General features: G+C 53.2%; 14 protein-coding genes. 9 read left to right on the top strand and 5 right to left on the bottom strand.

Annotation, left to right across the window (positions count from 1 at the left end; all coding sequences use genetic code 11):
* Nucleotides 1-44: 44 nt before the first annotated feature.
* Nucleotides 45-869, bottom strand: a complete 825-nt coding sequence (locus RTQ46_RS17500; protein ID WP_312438525.1) for a hypothetical protein — start codon at nucleotides 867-869, stop codon at nucleotides 45-47.
* A gap of 347 nt (nucleotides 870-1,216) precedes the next feature.
* Here RTQ46_RS17500 and RTQ46_RS17495 point away from each other — a divergent pair, with 347 nt between their 5' ends.
* On the top strand, nucleotides 1,217-1,402 hold the full coding sequence (locus RTQ46_RS17495; RefSeq protein ID WP_312438523.1) for an AlpA family transcriptional regulator: 186 nt from the start codon (nucleotides 1,217-1,219) through the stop codon (nucleotides 1,400-1,402).
* Nucleotides 1,403-1,707: 305 nt separating this feature from the next.
* The gene (locus RTQ46_RS17490; protein WP_312438521.1) at nucleotides 1,708-2,262 is read left to right on the top strand and encodes an inovirus-type Gp2 protein; all 555 of its coding nucleotides are present in this window, start codon (nucleotides 1,708-1,710) and stop codon (nucleotides 2,260-2,262) included.
* A gap of 443 nt (nucleotides 2,263-2,705) precedes the next feature.
* Here RTQ46_RS17490 and RTQ46_RS17485 read toward each other — a convergent pair whose 3' ends face one another.
* Nucleotides 2,706-4,025, bottom strand: a complete 1,320-nt coding sequence (locus tag RTQ46_RS17485) for a hypothetical protein (RefSeq protein WP_312438519.1) — start codon at nucleotides 4,023-4,025, stop codon at nucleotides 2,706-2,708.
* A 131-nt stretch (nucleotides 4,026-4,156) separates the two neighbouring features.
* On the bottom strand, nucleotides 4,157-4,483 hold the full coding sequence (locus tag RTQ46_RS17480; RefSeq protein WP_312438518.1) for a hypothetical protein: 327 nt from the start codon (nucleotides 4,481-4,483) through the stop codon (nucleotides 4,157-4,159).
* A 137-nt stretch (nucleotides 4,484-4,620) separates the two neighbouring features.
* Here RTQ46_RS17480 and RTQ46_RS17475 point away from each other — a divergent pair, with 137 nt between their 5' ends.
* The gene (locus RTQ46_RS17475) at nucleotides 4,621-4,974 is read left to right on the top strand and encodes a helix-turn-helix transcriptional regulator (RefSeq protein WP_312438517.1); all 354 of its coding nucleotides are present in this window, start codon (nucleotides 4,621-4,623) and stop codon (nucleotides 4,972-4,974) included.
* 157 nt (nucleotides 4,975-5,131) lie between these two features.
* Here RTQ46_RS17475 and RTQ46_RS17470 read toward each other — a convergent pair whose 3' ends face one another.
* On the bottom strand, nucleotides 5,132-6,103 hold the full coding sequence (locus RTQ46_RS17470; RefSeq protein ID WP_312438516.1) for a DUF932 domain-containing protein: 972 nt from the start codon (nucleotides 6,101-6,103) through the stop codon (nucleotides 5,132-5,134).
* Between the two features lie 107 nt (nucleotides 6,104-6,210).
* Nucleotides 6,211-6,549 carry a hypothetical protein gene (locus RTQ46_RS17465; RefSeq protein WP_312438515.1) on the bottom strand — a complete coding sequence of 113 codons (339 nt, stop codon included), beginning with the start codon at nucleotides 6,547-6,549 and terminating at the stop codon, nucleotides 6,211-6,213.
* A gap of 549 nt (nucleotides 6,550-7,098) precedes the next feature.
* Between RTQ46_RS17465 and RTQ46_RS17460 the strand changes: the two genes are divergently transcribed.
* The 6 genes from RTQ46_RS17460 to RTQ46_RS17435 are packed head-to-tail and all read left to right on the top strand — an operon-like array spanning nucleotide 7,099 to nucleotide 17,327.
* Nucleotides 7,099-7,302 (top strand): helix-turn-helix domain-containing protein, encoded by a 204-nt coding sequence (locus RTQ46_RS17460; RefSeq protein WP_312438587.1) that lies wholly within the window; start codon nucleotides 7,099-7,101, stop codon nucleotides 7,300-7,302.
* Nucleotides 7,299-10,028, top strand: a complete 2,730-nt coding sequence (locus RTQ46_RS17455) for a DEAD/DEAH box helicase family protein (RefSeq protein ID WP_312438513.1) — start codon at nucleotides 7,299-7,301, stop codon at nucleotides 10,026-10,028. The genes RTQ46_RS17460 and RTQ46_RS17455 overlap by 4 nt, the downstream gene beginning before the upstream one ends.
* A gap of 19 nt (nucleotides 10,029-10,047) precedes the next feature.
* Nucleotides 10,048-12,507, top strand: a complete 2,460-nt coding sequence (locus tag RTQ46_RS17450; RefSeq protein WP_312438511.1) for a class I SAM-dependent DNA methyltransferase — start codon at nucleotides 10,048-10,050, stop codon at nucleotides 12,505-12,507.
* A complete protein-coding gene (locus tag RTQ46_RS17445; RefSeq protein ID WP_312438509.1) occupies nucleotides 12,504-14,429 on the top strand; it encodes a restriction endonuclease subunit S in 1,926 nt (641 codons plus the stop codon). The genes RTQ46_RS17450 and RTQ46_RS17445 overlap by 4 nt, the downstream gene beginning before the upstream one ends.
* A complete protein-coding gene (locus RTQ46_RS17440) occupies nucleotides 14,429-16,231 on the top strand; it encodes an AAA family ATPase (RefSeq protein ID WP_312438507.1) in 1,803 nt (600 codons plus the stop codon). Before RTQ46_RS17445 ends, RTQ46_RS17440 begins: the two co-directional genes overlap by 1 nt.
* On the top strand, nucleotides 16,224-17,327 hold the full coding sequence (locus tag RTQ46_RS17435) for an HNH endonuclease (RefSeq protein WP_312438506.1): 1,104 nt from the start codon (nucleotides 16,224-16,226) through the stop codon (nucleotides 17,325-17,327). Before RTQ46_RS17440 ends, RTQ46_RS17435 begins: the two co-directional genes overlap by 8 nt.
* Nucleotides 17,328-18,449 lie beyond the last annotated feature (1,122 nt).

Raw genomic sequence — 18,449 nt, 5'->3', positions numbered from 1 at the left:
CAATCCCATGAGCAAGCCGCGTCAAAGCTGTTTTGCGGCTATTTCTAATCAGATATTTTTGGCAAACCGTTCTTAGCCGCATGTCTAATCAATCTCTCCACCAATTCCTTTTTCGTTAGTCCAAATTTTTTAGCCAAAGTGTCCAATTGAGACCTAACGTCTTCCGGGAACGCAAAATTGGTCTGCTTGGTTCCCTCCTGATTAGCACTAACCTGTCGCCGCTTCCACTCCTTCTTTATTTCCACTATATGCAACCGCTTTTCATCTAACTTCAAACCAGATGAATCCAAAAATAAAAGAAGAGCCTCGTAAGTATGGAAAGGATTTTTCCCTCTGGTCAACCTTGGCATTTCTTTTCTATACCAACCCCACGCTGTTTCGCATTTTTGTTTTTCTGAATTTTCCTTAAACCACTTGTAATATTTATCCTCCTCCAGATGGTGCCCCCAATCTTTTCGCAAAGAATCGAGTACTTCACTCTTCCTAGCAATTGGGGCATTCCAGTAATCAACAATCGCGATTAATTTCTCTCTAGGCGATAAGTGTGCTGGGTATACCGGCTCATCAATTCTGATTTCGTTTAGAAATTCATCGATTAACCATTTTGATTGCCGCGCGCTCTTCTCAATCCATTGCAGATCTTCTTCGCGAAGTATGGTTATATTTCTCTCCTCCTCAAAATATGCTATCAGTCTCTCATCCTCAATGAAATGAGCCATGCGGTCACACATATTGTTCGCACCGAACTCATCCAAAGGAAGAGCAAGCTTTAGCCTACGAAGCATCAACCACAGCCATACAACTTCTCTGTCGTTCAGCCTCCACTTGGGAAAGAGACTCTTCAACTCGTCCTTAAACTCTATATTCATAGACTATCAATTTTTCAATATTCATAGCTTTAACCAAAAAATTCACTTTGACCTATTATCGAAATTCATGAAAAATAGCTCAGAAATGTTCGAGAAATAGATTGGAAATATATCGGAAATAAGTGAATTTTTCAATGGTTCTCGCCCGATAAAGCGTCATACAAGGCTAGCGTGAATACGCCACTATGCAGAGTGGAGTGAGGACAGGCTGCAATGACCAACTCTCACCTCATTTTCGCTTCGATCATACCCCCAGTCTTGCCACCCACTCCGAACAAAGAGATGCCGCGACGATAAAAAACTACTGGCATCTCGAATGATCTGGACAAACCAGACAGGAGTACACCATGCGCCTCATCAGACTCACAGACGTCATCTACCTTACCGGCCTCGGACGATCAACCATTTACAAATACATCACCGAAAGTACCTTCCCAAAACCCGTACCATTAGGCGGTGCACGTGTCGCGTGGGTGGAGCAGGAAGTGCAGGACTGGATTATTCAGCGGATAGAAGAACGCGACGCTATGTAAGGGAGTACAGCCCATAACTGGGAGCTTCAACTCCCAGTTATATATCTTGAATTTATCTTGCCATAATTCTCAAAGCATTCCCCAAAAAAAATAAGTCTGCATATGGAAATCCACAAAAAATCTGCACCAGCCACAAAAATAATAAATAAAACCACTTACATACACGACTTAATATCAAACCGAAATACTGCTTCTTATGAAATCAAGCAAACAAAAGGAGCATTCATTAAAAAAAGAACACTTAACAGAAATATTTTTATAGCTGACTAGCTGATCCATTGTTCAAACAGACCAATGGAGCAAGCATGATAGTGCACGAAAAAATTAATCAACTTGAAGAGAAATCACTAAATCTAGAAAAACGCATGTTCGAAGTGAAATCCAGATACTTAGTTTTGTTTCTTACCCTCAACTACAAACCAGACTATCGCGATGACATGACAATAGATGACATCCAACAACACCGTGACAAATTATTTAACAATAGAAGATCCAACACCTTTCTTAAAGGCATCAAGGGTTATATCTGGAAAATTGAAGAAGGGAAAGAAGCCGGATTACACGTCCACTTACTCATTTTCTATGCTGGAGATCACAGAGCGGATGTCTACATTGCCAGAAAGATCGGTGACTACTGGGAAGATAAGGTAACAAAAGGCACAGGCAGTTACTGGAACAGTAATGCCGATAAGAATCGCATCCTTGCCCGAGGACTTCGTGTGGGGGTTGGCCAGATTGACCGAAATCATCTTGAGCGCAGGAAAGGCTTACATGCAATCATCCACTACATGGCAAAGGATGAGCCGTTGGCGGAACACCGCCACCATTGCAGAACCTTTGGCATGAGCCAATCACCCTAACCACAAACACTGGGAGAATCAGATTTCTTCATATATTGGATATTCACGATATCACTAGAGTCTGCTGTACTTCTAGGCTTTACGCACGGCAAGTAGGAGAAATCTTGCAATCATCCGACGACACGGCTACCTGACTCTTCACGTATCCAGTCGAGTGATAATGCCTACTTTGAGCAAGCGCCAGCGCCTGACTGGTCTCGCCCCGTTTCGTAGAATGCGGCAGTAGCATTGATCGAAGGCGCGAGGCAGGGGCGCTTGCCGTGGTACGTCTTTGAACGCGACGGCGAGATCGCCGGCTACGCCTACGCAACGCCCTGGAGTGGGGTAAACAGATCGGGCGGTCTCGACCAATTAAGTCGAGCCCCAACCACACTCGGATACACCAAAAAAAGAGCTACCTGCCCCTTGCGGGCAGGTAGCTCTGTGCTGTCAACCTACTTTAATTAATGTGAAATGCCCATCACGACATAATCGGTATCGGCGTTCAGTTTAGGAGTCGTAGCGCCCAGCTTGGTACTGACAATGACGTAGAGATAGGTCGGGCTAGCGTCCTTCGTTTTGTACACCTTCCCACGAACCAAAGAACCGCCCGCTGAATTCACATAACCGCCAGAAGTCAGAGCTTGTACGAAGTTCACATCCGGGCTATCGCTCTTGCCGGACGCCTTCTCTGTGAAGATGAAATTGCCGTTTGCAGTAATCTGCGAAGTACCGTAGGCAGCACAGTCTTCGTATTCGTCGAAGGACTTACCGAACAGCTCTGTCGGGTCAGTCACTTCCATCAGGTCAGAAGAAACGTACACGTATTGACTGGCCATGTGGCCATTGAAACCACCTGTATTGTCAGTGCAAAGCTGCCCAATGCGATTCCCCATCAACGAAACGAAACCGTTGAAGGGACTACCGTGATTCAGACTCACGATGTTACCGTCGGTATTGCGCGCGGCCTTTGTCGTGATATTGCCACGATTCGGGTCAGAGATCGACAGCGAAAACGTATCGTCCAGGTTTTTGGAGGAGCCCATCTTGATCGTCGTCAGATTGGGAGTTGTGAACGCCGTAAGCGCAAACGCTTCCTTCGTCAGGGCCGCACCAGCCGATGCGGCCTTGCCAGCGTCTTCTTGTGTCAGACCAGCAGCAGTCAGTACTGCCCCATAAACTTCGAGCAAATCGTCGACCTCATTTCCCTTGACGGCATTGAAACCGGTAGTGACCGGATCAAAATTATCAGGAAGGCTCAATTTACCCGGCAAAGTAGACAAGGCCGCCTTCACCTTAGCCATACCAGCTGAAGTGGTTGTAGGGGTTATTGAGCCAGCCAAATTGCCGTTGGTTGCACTTGCGTACCAAGTAGCCGGCAACTGGCCCACCATGGTGGCTAGCAGCAGATCGGTCAGTGGCGTGATATTGGCAGTGCCAGCTCCCATAGCCGCCGAGTAGAGAGAACCAGTGAAAGTCTTACCTCCAACAGTACCGCCTGTCATTTGAATTACGCACGGATAGTCTGTCGCCTTGAGAGAAGCAGTCCAGGTGCCAGCAGCTTCAGTGACGGCGGAAAGTCTGCTACCAGACGCACATTTCATGGTGACTTGGCCACCGACAATGGGAGAGCCGATCGCAGCAGTACCAGACGACACAACAGATGGCTTCGGTGAGTCAATGACCGGAGGAGTCACGGCATCGTTGCCACCACCACATGCGGCAAGTACAGCCGCCAGGGTAGTTGTTGAGATCAAACGAAACGAATTCTTGAAGTTCTTCATTTTTATAACCTACTCCTATTGAAAAAAGCCCGGGGCAACCGGGGTCGTACTTAAAAACCAATGAATCTTGCGACGTCACTGCATCGTATGCTGGAGGGGAGAAGCCAATTTCACTTCCCGACTTTGCTTAATCATCGAAAGGAGTAGGTAAAATTTCCTTGACTGGTCATTAAGACAACCTCTTTGACTTTGCACGTATGGGCAAAAAGTTTGACGCCGTCACCAAACTTGAAGGTGAGCGGCAGGGGGTAGATTCCGCCCAGCTTCGCGCTCTTGCAATTACCACGGTTCACGTTAAAGCCGGTAAGCACAACCTTGTTGGCAATGGCCTCAAGCTGGATGATGGGAACATCACGTACGGTTTGTAGTGAGACCTGAAAAGGCGTTTCGTCTGCGGTACATACGTTGCTGACTGCGAAAATGCCAGCGATAGCGAACAATTGTAGGACTCGTTTCATTTGTTAATTTCCCAAGGTTATAGTTTGTGGATTGCCTTAACATCATTTTACCAACTTAATAGGTTGATACTCAACCTATTAAACCCTTCATCTTAATAAGGTGATGCTCGACCATGTCGATTGGATATGGAGGGTGAATGCCGAAAACTGAGGTGGAGCGCTTAGCTGCGGGCGTTAGTCGCGCAATCGCGAAGCGCCGGGCCGCTTGTGAACTGACTCAGGAGCAAGTAGCTGAGCGCTTAGGGATAGGCGTGGAGGCCGTGTCGCGGATTGAACGAGGCGTTGTCCTGCCGACCGTGGTGCGTTTGGGTGAGTTGGCTGACATCTTTGAGTGCAATATCGCCGACCTCCTAACCGAGGTCAGCTCACGCGCGACCGATCAAGCCAACCATATAGCGCGCCTACTTTCCAAGCTTGGAAGCGCTGATCGTGCGATGGTAGTGGAAATCATCGAAAAATTAACAGCCCGCCTTGGCGATCTGGACCGCTAGTCTTTGACGATTGTTTTTTGCCAGAGCGATCATGCGCAGCGTCCGGCGAGTGTCAATTTTTCGAGTTGGTGAGTCATTTTCATGCCTGCATAAAGCGCAATCCTGGCAGCACCTCGGTGCTAGCCAGGCCTTGTGATATCGAGCGCAAGGATAGAATTTATGCGACGAGTCTCAACGCCTCTTCCAAAGCCTTTTGCTTGATCATAGCCCCTTGACCGAACCAAGCCGCGTCCAGGCGGTGATCGTCGCTGCGGGCGCGGCGGTAATGGTCAACATACTCAGTAACACTGTTGAGCAGCCCCCAAGCTGTGCCGCACGCCGAGACCATTTCAGAGCCCTTGCCACGACCGGCATAAAGTTCCTGTACGGTTCTTAATGCACGATCGTTGACGGCTATGGCATTACCACCAACAGAGGGATTGACCGGATATGTCAGCACACGGCGGAGGAAAGCTTCGATATCGCCCTCCTTTACCTTGCACTCGGCCAACGACTTCATACGGACAATAAATCCGTCCCATGACGAAATTGCAATGCCTAGCTGGCGCTTGACGGCTTGCGCATCGAACTGGCTACGATGAGGCACCTTGACCGCACCGGCACCGTCGCCCAATGCAATCGCCAAGGTGTTGTTGCAGACCACCCTCACAGATGTAAACTGAGCGGTGGTCGCCAACGTGCCGTCGCAAGCCGTAGCCAGCAACAGAAAGCCATTAACCTGATCTCGACCTTTGAGCGTCGCAACCTGGCCGGTTTTGGCAAGCGCCCATAGCTTCTTTCCGCCTTTCAAGACCCCAGCAGTTTCTAGCTCGAAGCCACCGACTTCGGTGAGATCCCTGTAAAACTCAATGATGTCGGCTGGCTGCACCACTTGATAACGGGACGAAACGACTGAAAGCGGCGCCTTCGTATCAGAGCGATATAGAACTTTCTGTTCAGGAAAAGAGTGAATTGAACCGAGGCTGGAGCCAGCGCTTCCCGAAACGAAGCGCACATCGCTTTCTTCGATGCGCCAGTTCATGCCTGCCTGCTGCGCCCAGACTTCGAGAGGCTGATGAGGGGAGAGTTGATTGCCAAGCCCATGCCACGGTGTTTGGTCGACATAGGCCATAGATTGAACGAGATGCATAATTAGTACTCCTGATAATAGAGACAAAACAAATACCTACAGCCCTGCGGGGCTGTAGGTATTTGCATAAGGTAATAATGGAGAAAAGCGCCAGCAGAGTGCTATTTTTAGGAGAGAGACTTGCTAAAGGTGTAAGCACAAGCTTGGCACTCGTAGTTATCGAGAACATGAGTATCAAGCTGTTCGCCCACAGCAGCGCCAGCAACACAACCAGCGGCTCCGCCAAATAAAGCCCCCATTAGGGCTCCAGCCAGACCACCAACGATGGAGCCGACAGGACCAGCAATCATTCCGAGGGCAGCCCCGGCCTCAGCGCCGCCCAATGCTGCTGCAGCACTACCAGCAGCGCCAGCGGCAGCACCTACGGCACCTCCCGTTTTACGAGCGTAGTTACGGGTTGTGATTTTGGTGGAATTGCAACGAGGACAAGAGAAAATAGAAGACATGCGGATTCCTTTGATTAAAAATACCCATGCGGCGCACGGGCTAATCGAGCACATGAAGCCTTACTCTTGCCAGTGATATATGTTTCAAAATGTCTACAGTTTTTGTCTAGCGCAGTATCAATAGCCAGGTCAGTGAGGTGTGTCCACTAAGCTGCGCACGCAGCTAGCTTCAGTTTTTGAGATTTGTTCTGCCGGTCCTGTCTGTGACCTGTTCAACGATGGAAGTACACACATAGCCACATGCTGTCCAACCGTTCCTTTCTATCAATGAATTTTAGAAATAGTGAAAGTAGTAGTAGAGTTATCAATAGGGTCCAGGATGAATGCCTATTTTGATAATTTTTAAATGGGCGCTGGCTTAGATCACTTCCCCCTGCCCTAGTGATAGGTCAATGTTTCGCGCAGTGGTACGTGGAAAAACTGTCAAAACGACCAAATTGCTGCCTTCACCCACCAGCGGCCATTTCATGGCATAAAACCCGCCATTCTGTTAGACTACTTTCAACGATTTAAGACGATTCTAAAGGCAAATCTCTGAGCCCCAATGCAATAAACACTGAGCCGTGGGTGACTGCTGAACACGTGGCCCAACATCTGGGTGTAGTTAAGGACACGGTCTACCGCTGGCGTGAGCGTAGGGGCCTGCCTGCGCACAAGATCGGCCGGCTTTGGAAGTTCCAACTATCCGAGGTCGATGGATGGGTGCGCGCTGGCGGAGCGGATGAACCTGCCGACGGAGATAGCGCCGCATGACGACAAGCCGTAATGAAACGCAGACACGAATCGAACTCATCGATTCACAGCTGGCTCGTGCGGGTTGGTCCCGAAATCGCCGAAACCTCGTAAACGAATTTCTCTTACAGACAGCAGAGCCCACGGCCGACTATGGTGGTGAGCAGTTCGCTGACTACGTCCTTCTTGGTTCAGATGGCAAGCCGATTGCCGTAGTTGAGGCCAAGCGATCATCCCGCGATGAAATCGCCGGAAAACGCCAGGCAGCCGACTATGCCGATGTGATAAAAACAAAATTTGGCACTGATCCATTCGTGTTTCTCACCAATGGTAAAGAAATTCAATTCTGGGATCGCGAACGCTACGCTCCCCGTAAGGTCTCTGGCTTTTACACACGGGACGATCTGGAGCGACTGCGCCACCAGCGCCAGTTTGCCGAACCGCTGGGTGGCGTTTCCATCAACGCTGAAATCGCCGGCCGCGACTATCAAAACGAAGCGATTCGTCGTGTCACTGAAGGCGTAGATGCGGCCAAGCGAAAGTTTTTGCTGGTAATGGCCACTGGCACGGGAAAAACACGAACAACCATCGCCCTAGTCGATACATTGTTGCGCTCCAAGCGCGTGCAACGCGTATTGTTTCTTGCTGATCGCCGTGAACTTGTACGCCAAGCGATGTCGGAGTTCAAATCCCATCTACACAATGAAAGTGTTGCCCGTATCGAGTCCGGCGAAACTTCTGGCGCGCGTATTCAATTCTCCACCTACCCCAGCATGATGCAGGTGTACTCACGCCTGTCGGTAGGCTACTACGACCTGATCGTGGCGGATGAAAGCCACCGCTCCATTTACCAGCGCTACAAGGCCGTTTTCGATCATTTCGATGCCATTCAGCTTGGGTTGACTGCAACCCCTACCGACTACATCGACCACAACACGTTCGAACTATTTGATTGTGGTGACGGTGCACCCAGCTACTACTACAGCTATGAGCAGGCCATTGCCGACCAAAACCTGGTGAACTATCGCGTGCTGGACGCCCAAACCAACTTCCAGCTTCAAGGCATTCAGGGCGAAGCGCTGCCGGAGCCTTTGAAGCAGATGGCTCGCGATCAGGGAGTGGATCTTGACGAACTCAACTTCGATGGCAGCGACATCGAAAAGGGCATCATTAATCAGGGCACTAACGATGCCATGGTTCGAGAGTTCATGGACAAAAGCCGCAAAGATGTGCGCGGCCTGCCGCGCAAGTCCATCATCTTTGCCGTCAGTCATGCCCACGCCAAGCGGCTTTATGAGGGATTCAATCGTCTTTATCCGGAGCTGCAGCGCCAAGGCATGGCTGAAATCATCGACAGCCACATGGAGCGCGCTGACGCGACACTGGATGATTTCAAGTACCGCGCCATGCCGCGTGTGGCTATCTCCGTGGACATGCTCGACACCGGCGTAGACGTCCCCGCCATCCAGAACCTGGTTTTCGCCAAGCCCGTATTCAGCAAGGTGAAGTTCTGGCAGATGATAGGACGTGGCACACGGCTCTATACCGATATAGCCACCGGCGAGATAAAGAAGGATTTCTTGATCATCGATCACTGGAAGAACTTCGCGTATTTCAAGCTCAAACCCGACGGAGAGGTTGACCACCCCAGCGAACCGCTACCGGTTCGCCTTTTCCGACTTCGGCTTGAAAAGTGGCAACTCCTGGAGGTACAACAACAAGGCACACAAACCGCCATTGCCGATCTGCAGGCAATGTTGAAAGCATTGCCCCGTCACAGCATCAACGTACGTCCCCACTGGGACGAGCTCGACGCGCTGGCAGCGCAATGGCCAGCCCCGAGCCCAAGCACCATTGAACACTTGTCGCAAACCATCGCCCCCTTGATGCGACTTGCCCAATTGGCTGGTCTGGATGAACTTCAATTTCGCATTTGGTGCGAGCGCCTCTCCGTGGCTTGGCTTAAGGGTGATTCCGGCGAGCAGGCCAAAGTACGTGAGCGCATTCACGAGGCGATTAACAGTCTGGCCGAAAATATCCCACAGGTGCAGCGAGTGGCCGAACAACGAGCCTGGGTTCAGTCGACCGGCTTCTGGCAACACTTGGATATCGCGCGTTTGACCACACTGCAAACCGTATTCGCCCCGCTGATGCGCTATCGCACCACGGCACCAAGCCATACGGTAGAAATCAACCTACCGGACAGCATCACCCAGCGCAGCTGGATCATTTACGGCCCCACGGGTGAAGGTGCTTTTGCAGAAAGTTATCGCGAACAAGTCGAGGCCTTGGTCCGCCGACTGGCTGACCAGCTTCCCGAATTGGCCAAGCTCAAACAAGGCGAACATCTGGGCGACCAAGAGCTGGAGCGAATCAGCGACACACTTAACCAGGCTGATCTATTCGTCACCGAAGATACCTTGCGCAAAGCCTTTGAGGTTCCCGCAGCGTCGCTGGCTGACTTTCTGCGGCACATCCTTTGCGAAGGTGCGCATCTGCCCAACCGCGAGCAGCGCATCAATGCCGCGTTCGACGCTTTCATTGCAGCACACGGCTATTTGCGCGCCAACCAGCTCAACTTCCTGCGGGCCGTAAAAGCCGCTGTTGTGCGCCACGGGCGCATTACCCGCGCCGCACTCAGTGAACCGCCGCTTTCGCGCGTGGGTCGAGTGGAAACGCTGTTTCCGCCGCAAGACATTGACGAACTTATCAACCTCACCAACCAGTTGTTGGATGAGGCCGCCTAAACATCAAGGACACCACTGAATGCTTGCCCCTCATATCAAGAAAAAAGTCGACGAACTCTGGAATCGCTTCTGGGCTGCCGGACTCACCAACCCTTTGGTTGCAGTCGAGCAAATTACCTACCTGTTGTTTCTCAAACGCCTGGAAGACATAGACCTCAAGCGCCAGCAGCGTGGCTTTCCGTCTATTTATGCAGGTTTCGAAACCTGCAAGTGGAGCTACATCCGTCAGGACAAAACCAACCCCACTCACCTGATCGAAGTGGTGTTTCCCTGGTTGCGCGAACTCGACAAGCACTTCACCGGTGCCAGTGCCGACGGCACGGAGCTCGCTAGTCTCAACAACCGCATGGCCGATGCCTACTTTCAGCTCGACCCCAACAAGGGCAAGGTGCTGAGCGACGCCATTGACAAAATCGACGAGCTGTTTGCCCGCGCGGGTGAAGGCTCAGCCGCCCAGGACATCATGGGCGATACCTTTGAATATCTGCTCAGCGAAATGGCCACGGCTGGCAAAAACGGTCAGTTTCGCACCCCGCGCCACCTGATCCGCTTCATGGTCGAGTTGCTTGATCCCGAGCCTGGCCAGCGTGTGATCGATCCGGCAGCTGGCACAGGCGGCTTCCTGTTCAGCACCCAGCAACACCTGATGCGCAAATACTCGGCGCAGCAAAACCTGGTACTGGAATGGGACGGCACCCCGCACCGCATCCATGGCACTGGCGCGACGCCAGAGGAATACGCCGCCATCCACAACGGTGCCAACTTTGTCGGCCTGGACAACGATCGCACCATGGCACGCATTGGCTGGATGAACCTGGTGCTACACGATGTCTCCGATCCACACTTGGTGCAGGGCGACTCACTCAGCAAGCGTGAGGGAAAAGCCAAGCTCAAAGAATTATTGGAGCCGGGCAGCTACCAGTTCGTGCTCGCCAATCCACCCTTTACCGGTACGGTCGATAGCGGCGATCTGGAGCCCGACACGGTCCTGTTTCCGCGCGTTGGCGGTGGCGGAAAGAAGAAGGATGAATCGATCACCAACAAGAGCGAGTTGCTCTTTCTGTGGTTGATGCTCGACCTGCTGGATATTGGTGGCCGCTGTGCCGTGATCATTCCCGAGGGCGTTTTGTTCGGTAACACTGATGCCCACGTGCGTCTGCGCCGTGAGCTGCTTGTCGAGCACGTGGTAGAAGGCGTCATCTCACTTCCCGGAGGTGTCTTTCAGCCCTATACCGGCGTCAAGACCTCCATCCTGATCTTCAGAAAGGTCACGCGCCGCGACAGTAAGCAGACGCTGCCGAGCAACGCCGCACCACTGAGCGAACACGTCTGGTTCTATGAGGTAGATGAAGACGGCTACACGAAAGATGCCAAACGCAATGCCCGCCCTGGCCAACAAAACGACCTGTGGGATTCGCTGGAAAAGTTCAAGGCCTGGATTGCGCACGGTCGCACCGGCGCGCAGCACAACGAGAAAACCCTGCTACAACCCAGCTTTCACGCCGAGCGTTGGCGCCAGGCCCTGCTGCGCGACACCGCCGACAAACTCACGCCTGCTGGCGAGGCTTTTTCGGCTCTACCTGACACCAGCATGTGGGATGGTCACGTATGGGGCATCCACGAGCTGTTCCCGGAGCTTCCAGCCGACCCCAAGGCCGCCGAAATTCAGGTGCGCAACGCCACCAGTCAGCTGCTCTACAACTTGGTGATTCAGTTCTTTGCAGCCTCCACCCAACCCGTGTGGGCGAAGTGGAAAGACGCGGGCACCGCTGTCAAGCACATGGACAGTGACAAGGCGCTGGCGGAATGGCAAAAGGCCATCAAAGTGCCGCAGCAGGAATTCAACCGCGCCGCGCGCGACGTACAGCGTTTCTTTGAAGCGGAAGACGGCCCAGCACTGCCGCTGTGGAAGGACATGGTCAAAGACGCGCTCAACGCGGGACTGTCGTATCACAAACACGCTGCCACGCAAGCGCCTACGGTGCAGTTCAGTATTCATGAACCGGTTGCAGACCTGAACGCTGCACTTGAAGCCGTCGCCCGCGAAGTCGCCAAACTCGACGGCTTCGATGTCACATTGCGTAGCCTGGCCATTGATCAGGCAAGCGACCTCAAAGCGGCCAAGCACTGGGTTGTGCCTGTGCGCGACTGGGTGCGCAACGACGAATGGCAAAGCGCAGATGGCCAGCTTATCGGCTCACACGATGCCTACGGCTTGGTGCGCCCGGCTTATGTGCAAGCCATGCTGGCCGAGGGGCTCTACGACGAGAAAGGCGCGCTCAAGGACGGCGTGCTCGACCCGGACTGCATCGAGGCGCGCGAGTGGAACCTGTCCGCCGGACAGTACAAGCCTTTTGACTTCACCCAGCTGAAAAGCGACATGAGCGTGGCCGAATTGATCGGTACACTCAAGACCACTGAGCACGACATCATCCAAGGTTTGGAAAAGCTGCTGGCGATGGTGGAGGGGCGGGAATGAGCTTGCCTGAAACGTGGATACAGGCTCGCTTAACTGATATTTGCGAGCTCAACCCTCGGCTACGTTCCGAAGACCGACTCACTGACGATGCCATTGTCACCTTTGTGCCTATGTCCGCTGTCGATGAGTATGGCGGCGTCATCATAAAACCTGAAACTCGAACGTTTGCTGAAGTTGCAAAGGGCTATACGAGTTTCCGTGAGCGCGACGTGCTTTTCGCAAAAGTCACGCCTTGTATGGAAAACGGAAAAGCGGCCATTGCATCGAATCTTGAAAATGGTTTGGGCTTTGGATCGACAGAATTTCATGTACTGCGTCCGACCGAGACCGTGCTTCCTGAGTACATTTTCAGTTTTATTCGGCAGAAAGCCTTTCGTGATCGGGCTGCATCTGCATTTATTGGAACAGGCGGCTTGCAGCGAGTGCCGCCTGACTTTCTTGCGAGAGTAAAGATCCCGCTCCCTACACTTCCCGAGCAACAGCGAATCATTGATTTACTGCGACAAGCGGAAGCCTTCGACCACAGCCGCGTTGCCACGAAAGAAACATTGGGCACCGTTCTCCGCGAACAGTACAGGGCACTGTTCGGGGACGTACTGAACAATGAAAGAAGCTGGCAAGTTCGCAAGATTTCGCAAGTAGCCGAACTGGTTCGCGGCAGCTCGCCACGGCCACAAGGCGATCCGAGACTTTTTGGCGGCCCCGTTCCGCGTTTGATGGTTTCCGATGTGACGCGAGACGGGTTGTGGGTTAATGCCACCACGGATTCGCTGACGGACGAAGGCGCCAAGGCAAGTCGGCCAATGGCTGCACAGTCTGTGGTGATGGCAGTTAGTGGTGCCCCAGGACTGACTGCCATCCTCAATCACGATGCCTGCATTCACGACGGGTTCGTAGGCTTACGCGATTTGAACGCTGATCTATTGCCCGAATTTGTCGCCTTTACACTCAATCTTATGCGCGCAAAGAACGACCAGCAAGCAGTGGGGGCTGTATTCCGAAATCTGACAACGGATCAGGTCAAAGCGATGGTGATTCCAGTGCCGCCGATAGAGAAACAAAAGGCATTCCGAGAATTCCTATTGCAGTGGCAGGTTGTTCAACTCGGCATTGCGAGGTCTAAGCGCTTACTTGACGAGTTAATAAATGAGCTGAGTATTGATGCGTTTTCTGGGGCGCTAACGGCGACTTGGCGGGATAAATCTGCGAGGCAAATAGCTGAAGCAGCCTTAGCTCGCAACCACCTATTGCATGAACGCGGCACCAAGATCGCGCTTAGCGGCACCGCCAAAATCAGCCTCACGGCGCAAGCCGATCTCACCGTGGGCCCAGCGCGCCACTGGCTGCTCGCCGAGCTCAGTGAATTCCAGCGCCAAGTGCTGACGGCCTTCACCGAGTATTGCCAACAAAGCGGCCAGCCCTTGCTGGTGGAAGACCCGGAGGTATTCGCCCGCTTCTGCGATGACTCAGCCGTGACGGATCGGCTGCAAGCCTTTGGCCAATCCCAGGGCAATCGCATTCGTCGCGCTCTCAGCCAATTGGCGGCACTGGGCTTGATCGCCAAAATCACCTTGCCCAAGCAAGACACGAACAGCGGCGAGCGCGACTACCTTAAGGCCTTTCGCCCTCTGCGCCCGGAAGAGTTCACACGCATGGCCGATGTGCAGACATTGCGGAAAGCGTTGCCGACCAGCGTAGATCCGCAACGCTATTATTTTGAAGTCCAGTTGGATTACGAGACTTCTGAGCGTGCTGGCGCGAGCGGGATGTTCCAGGTGATTTTGGTCGAAGATGAAGACGGCATGGACTTCACCCACCTGGTGGATCAGGGCCAGCAATACGCCTCACTCGACGACCTTAAAGAAAACATCGCCAGCGCGCTCAAAGTAGAGGCGCAGCAAGTCGATCTGGAGGCCGTGTAATGCGCCTGCGCTACTTGCACCTGCAGAACTATCCACCGATCTCTGACATCAAGGTGTGCTTCGCCAGCGGCTCACCGCTGGCGCGTGAATGCGCAATCCGTTTTGTGGTGGGTGTGAATGGCAGCGGGAAATCGAACCTGCTGCGCGCGGTGGCTGAGGTGTTTTTGGCGCTGGCTGACCTGCGTGTGCCAGCGTTCCCGGTCAGCCTGGCGTATGAGTTGGGCGTGCGCGGAACACCGAACCATCGCACCTTGCTGCTGCACTGCCCGGGGCAACGCCAGCAAGCCAGCTTATGGTTGCACGAGAAATACACCTTTCCCGACGATACAGATCAACAGATGTTTGATCTGACTTTCGAGCATCTTTGGCAGCGCGATGTTCCAATGGTCCCGGGCTTCGTGCCCTTGATCGCAGCTGGCAGTTGGCCGCTGCGTGACAGCTCGCCGCCACAGATTGCATTGCCTTCGGCGGTACTGGCGTACACCACCGGCGACCTGCGCCCCTGGCGCTCGGTGTGGAACCGTAATCAGCATGCTGACGATTTTCTGGAAGGCGGTGATGACACACAAAGCGATGAGCGCCCAGCGGGTTGGACCACTGCCCAGGAAAATGCCCTGCAAGCGGCTCGGCAGGTCGGCGACGGCACGCCACGGCTGGCCATAAATTCAAGCAACGCGGAAACGGATCACTTCCGCCGCCCAGTGCTGCTGGATGCCACGCTGCTGAAATGCGCACTGTTGGCAGTCGCGCTGCCGCAGGCGTTTATTGAAACGGCAGACTATCCGCTACGGACAGAGGCTGATGCAGCGATGCCCAAACTGCTTCGTCGCGACGACAACAAGAACGCGCTGCAAAACCTGCTAGAGCGTGGCGGCTGGCATAGCTTAGTCTCGGTCGCTTTTCGCTCACGCCTGCAAACAGCGCAATGGGATCAGAAGCTCTGTGAAACCGCCCACGATTGGTGGCTATGCGCGAGCGAGGTTATTGCCGAGCCGCACCCGGTGGAAGTTCGCCGCACCCTAATGTTTGATTTGAAGGGGCCTTTCGATGCGCAAGGACCGTCGTTCCTGTCGGCCGCCCGTGAGGAGCTGCAAACTTGCACCAGCCAAGGCGAAGCTTTGTGGACCTTGTTGGGCGGGGCCAAGGATGCTAGCGCCTTCGACTTGTTCACCCGCTTACTTGAACTGAAACAGGCAGGCTTGTTTGACGATGTTTTGTTGCGCTTACGTCGGGCACCAGTAGCTGATCGCGACGAGGCAATCAGCGCAATCGACGTTGGTGTCTTGCGCTATGAGGAGCTGTCGGACGGTGAGCAAATGGTGCTGGGCCGCATGGCGCTATTCCACTTACTGCAAGGTCAGCAGGACGCTTTGCTGCTGCTGGATGAACCGGAGACTCATTTCAATGACAAATGGAAGCGCGAGATCGTCGACATCATTGATGATGCCATTGGTCACGCGACCAATGATGTCTTGATCTCCACTCACTCGGCCATCGTGCTCTCGGATGTCTTCAATAACGAGATTGTGATGGTGCAAAAGACTGCTGAAGGCTCGATAGTACGCAGTGTGGACGAACCAACGTTCGCCACTGATCCGAGCGCATTAATGATGACGGTGTTCGGTGCCGATGACAGCATCGGCAAACGCGCCCAGGAATTCATTGAAGGCAAGCTGCGGCAAGCCACTGGCACACCTGCCGAGGTGGTCGATCTTGAGCACTTGATCGCCAGAATGGGATCAGGGTTCTATCGCAGTGAATTGCGTACACTGCTGAACACTTGGCGGGACAGAAATGCTTAAACCCATCCATCGCGTCAACTGCTCGCCTGCGTTGGATGCCTGTCAACGCATGATGCAACGTTTTGCTCTGTGGTTGTGTAGTCCCGCCATAACTGGTGTCAACATCAGTCAACCAGGTTTGCAGCCTCCAGTGCTCGCTAGCGCAATTGAGGCAAATTGGTTGTGGGGCTTTCTCCAACGCATTGAGGGTGGCCAATCGTTGTTGAGCCGTGCGCAAATGGTGGCGAACATGGCTCCCGCACAAAAGGCTAACTTGGCCAATTGGATGCAGACTGTGGCAGCGGTTGCAACGCAATTTCAACCTGCTCCGGTTCCGTGGCCGATCTATCGCCCAATTACAACCGATTCGAATTGGAAGGCGTTCAAAGCCCTGATGGAAGCCTTTTACGAAAAGGGGTTTAGGGGAGGTCTGCCCTATCTGGCCGATGGCACGCCCACGGCTGCCGGTGGCGTTAGCTACGCCGATTACGTGAGCGCTTTTCGAAGTAGCCACCGTCTGAGTTCTGCGCCCCACTCCCGAGAAGTTTGCGTGCTCTGCGGCGGTCCACTTGGCGACACGCCACACGTTGACCACTGGATTATCAAAAGCGCTTTTCCGCTCCTCAGCGTATGCGCTGACAACCTGCAATTAATTTGCAGCACCTGCAATGAAGCACCGAACAAGGGCGACAAGCCGGTGCACTCCGCTGGCAGCTTTGCAGATTGGTTTCACCCCTATTTCCGTCCGGGCAACGGAACGTTGCAAATAGCATATGTGCTTCCCGAATTTGCCGTGCGATGTTCTGCCAGTACAATTACTGATGAGCCAAAGGCAGAAAAACTAGACACGCTGCTTAACCTGAATAGCCGGTGGACACGCGAATTCAAGGCGGAATATGCCAAGCATCAGGACGTACTTATTCGTAGGGAGCAGCGTCGATTACAAAGCGCACAGGCTCGTCACACCCAAGTCGAAATTCTGTCCTATATCCAGCAATGGCAGGCAGATTTGACCGCAAGCGAGCCGCACCACGAAGTTCACCTAGCCTTAGCTGCGGCTTTGCAAGAACCATCTCGGATCGCAGCTTGGCATAGTGAATTAGCTTCAAAAAACTGAGCCCGCTGAAAAGGTAAGTTCAGTAACTACCGTTTAGTTGACCTTTGCGCGTTCGGCTAGCTCTCAAGGGAATTATCCAACTTGATTTGGATTCGTCAGTGTAAAGAGTGCAGGTAGGATAGTCTATCAAAAATGGTTTACCAGTATGTCGACAATAGCAATGTGTTGAACGAAGAACAGTATGGCCGTTGCCGTGTCGTTGCCGTGTTCGGTGACGCAGCCGCTATAAAGCGTTTACCGGGCGTTATCACAGGTGGCAGCAGCGTGCTCATATCGACGTCAGGTGCTTATGTCGGTTCGAATGGGGTACTGACGATCACACGTGCCGGTGGCGAAAATGTGGCATCAAACACTCTTCTCACCGAATGCAAAAAGATCTGATACGCAATGCTATTCAAGTTGCGACATCGTGCTCAGCAGGAGCAATGGCACTGGCAATCCATACCGGTACAGATTCGCGCGGTGACAAGCGGCTACATGCCTTTGCGGTCGGGCATATAAGCAAACCAGACGGCTGCTGGCGTCGTGTCGCCGGCTGGCCGCTTACCGCCGGCTGGCCGATCATCACGCACAACCGAAGCACCTAGCTCCAGCAACAGCGCCAATGCGCGCTTAAACTCCAGCGGGGGGGGGGGGGGGGGGGGCTGACGGTAGTGACCGCGCGTGTTGCTGGGAATGATCGGTTGAAAATTTGTGTCCATAATCAGAATTTGTGGGCACAAATGCTGTGCCAAACTTCGATCATGACTGGGGCATGGATCAGCGTCTAGACGGTGCTGACTTTACGCTTACTGTTCGGTCACATGCCGAATCCTTCAAAAAATATGGTTGGAAAAGGGGGGAGCGGCAATGCCGTCCACGGTTAAACAAAAAGGGCATAACTCCGCAGCCTGCTGGCTGCGGAGTTATGCCCTCGATTGATGAGGTTCGGTCTGTCCAGAAGGGAAGGTCCGTGGCGCAGCTCCTGGCAGATCAGTTCCCTGTTCTCCCCTCACCGATATAGTTCTGAAATTTTATAGCTCGATCCACCTGTTGCGCTGTGGGGAGATCCGTGCCTATCCATTAGGGAACAGTGCTCTTCTGAGTGAAGAATAGGGAAAAACGCTTCTATAACGCATTAAT

Origin of the sequence: Janthinobacterium sp. (assembly GCF_031995485.1) — a bacterium.
Taxonomy (GTDB): domain Bacteria; phylum Pseudomonadota; class Gammaproteobacteria; order Burkholderiales; family Burkholderiaceae_D; genus Janthinobacterium.
This window is presented reverse-complemented; position numbering and strand designations above follow the sequence as displayed.

What these genes read in the sequence shown, in the direction of transcription:
- RTQ46_RS17500 (WP_312438525.1), bottom strand. Translation starts at nt 869, where the DNA reads ATGAATATAGAGTTTAAGGACGAGTTGAAGAGTCTCTTTCCCAAGTGG.
- RTQ46_RS17495 (WP_312438523.1), top strand. Translation starts at nt 1,217, where the DNA reads ATGCGCCTCATCAGACTCACAGACGTCATCTACCTTACCGGCCTCGGA.
- RTQ46_RS17490 (WP_312438521.1), top strand. Translation starts at nt 1,708, where the DNA reads ATGATAGTGCACGAAAAAATTAATCAACTTGAAGAGAAATCACTAAAT.
- RTQ46_RS17485 (WP_312438519.1), bottom strand. Translation starts at nt 4,025, where the DNA reads ATGAAGAACTTCAAGAATTCGTTTCGTTTGATCTCAACAACTACCCTG.
- RTQ46_RS17480 (WP_312438518.1), bottom strand. Translation starts at nt 4,483, where the DNA reads ATGAAACGAGTCCTACAATTGTTCGCTATCGCTGGCATTTTCGCAGTC.
- RTQ46_RS17475 (WP_312438517.1), top strand. Translation starts at nt 4,621, where the DNA reads ATGCCGAAAACTGAGGTGGAGCGCTTAGCTGCGGGCGTTAGTCGCGCA.
- RTQ46_RS17470 (WP_312438516.1), bottom strand. Translation starts at nt 6,103, where the DNA reads ATGCATCTCGTTCAATCTATGGCCTATGTCGACCAAACACCGTGGCAT.
- RTQ46_RS17465 (WP_312438515.1), bottom strand. Translation starts at nt 6,549, where the DNA reads ATGTCTTCTATTTTCTCTTGTCCTCGTTGCAATTCCACCAAAATCACA.
- RTQ46_RS17455 (WP_312438513.1), top strand. Translation starts at nt 7,299, where the DNA reads ATGACGACAAGCCGTAATGAAACGCAGACACGAATCGAACTCATCGAT.
- RTQ46_RS17450 (WP_312438511.1), top strand. Translation starts at nt 10,048, where the DNA reads ATGCTTGCCCCTCATATCAAGAAAAAAGTCGACGAACTCTGGAATCGC.
- RTQ46_RS17445 (WP_312438509.1), top strand. Translation starts at nt 12,504, where the DNA reads ATGAGCTTGCCTGAAACGTGGATACAGGCTCGCTTAACTGATATTTGC.
- RTQ46_RS17440 (WP_312438507.1), top strand. Translation starts at nt 14,429, where the DNA reads ATGCGCCTGCGCTACTTGCACCTGCAGAACTATCCACCGATCTCTGAC.
- RTQ46_RS17435 (WP_312438506.1), top strand. Translation starts at nt 16,224, where the DNA reads ATGCTTAAACCCATCCATCGCGTCAACTGCTCGCCTGCGTTGGATGCC.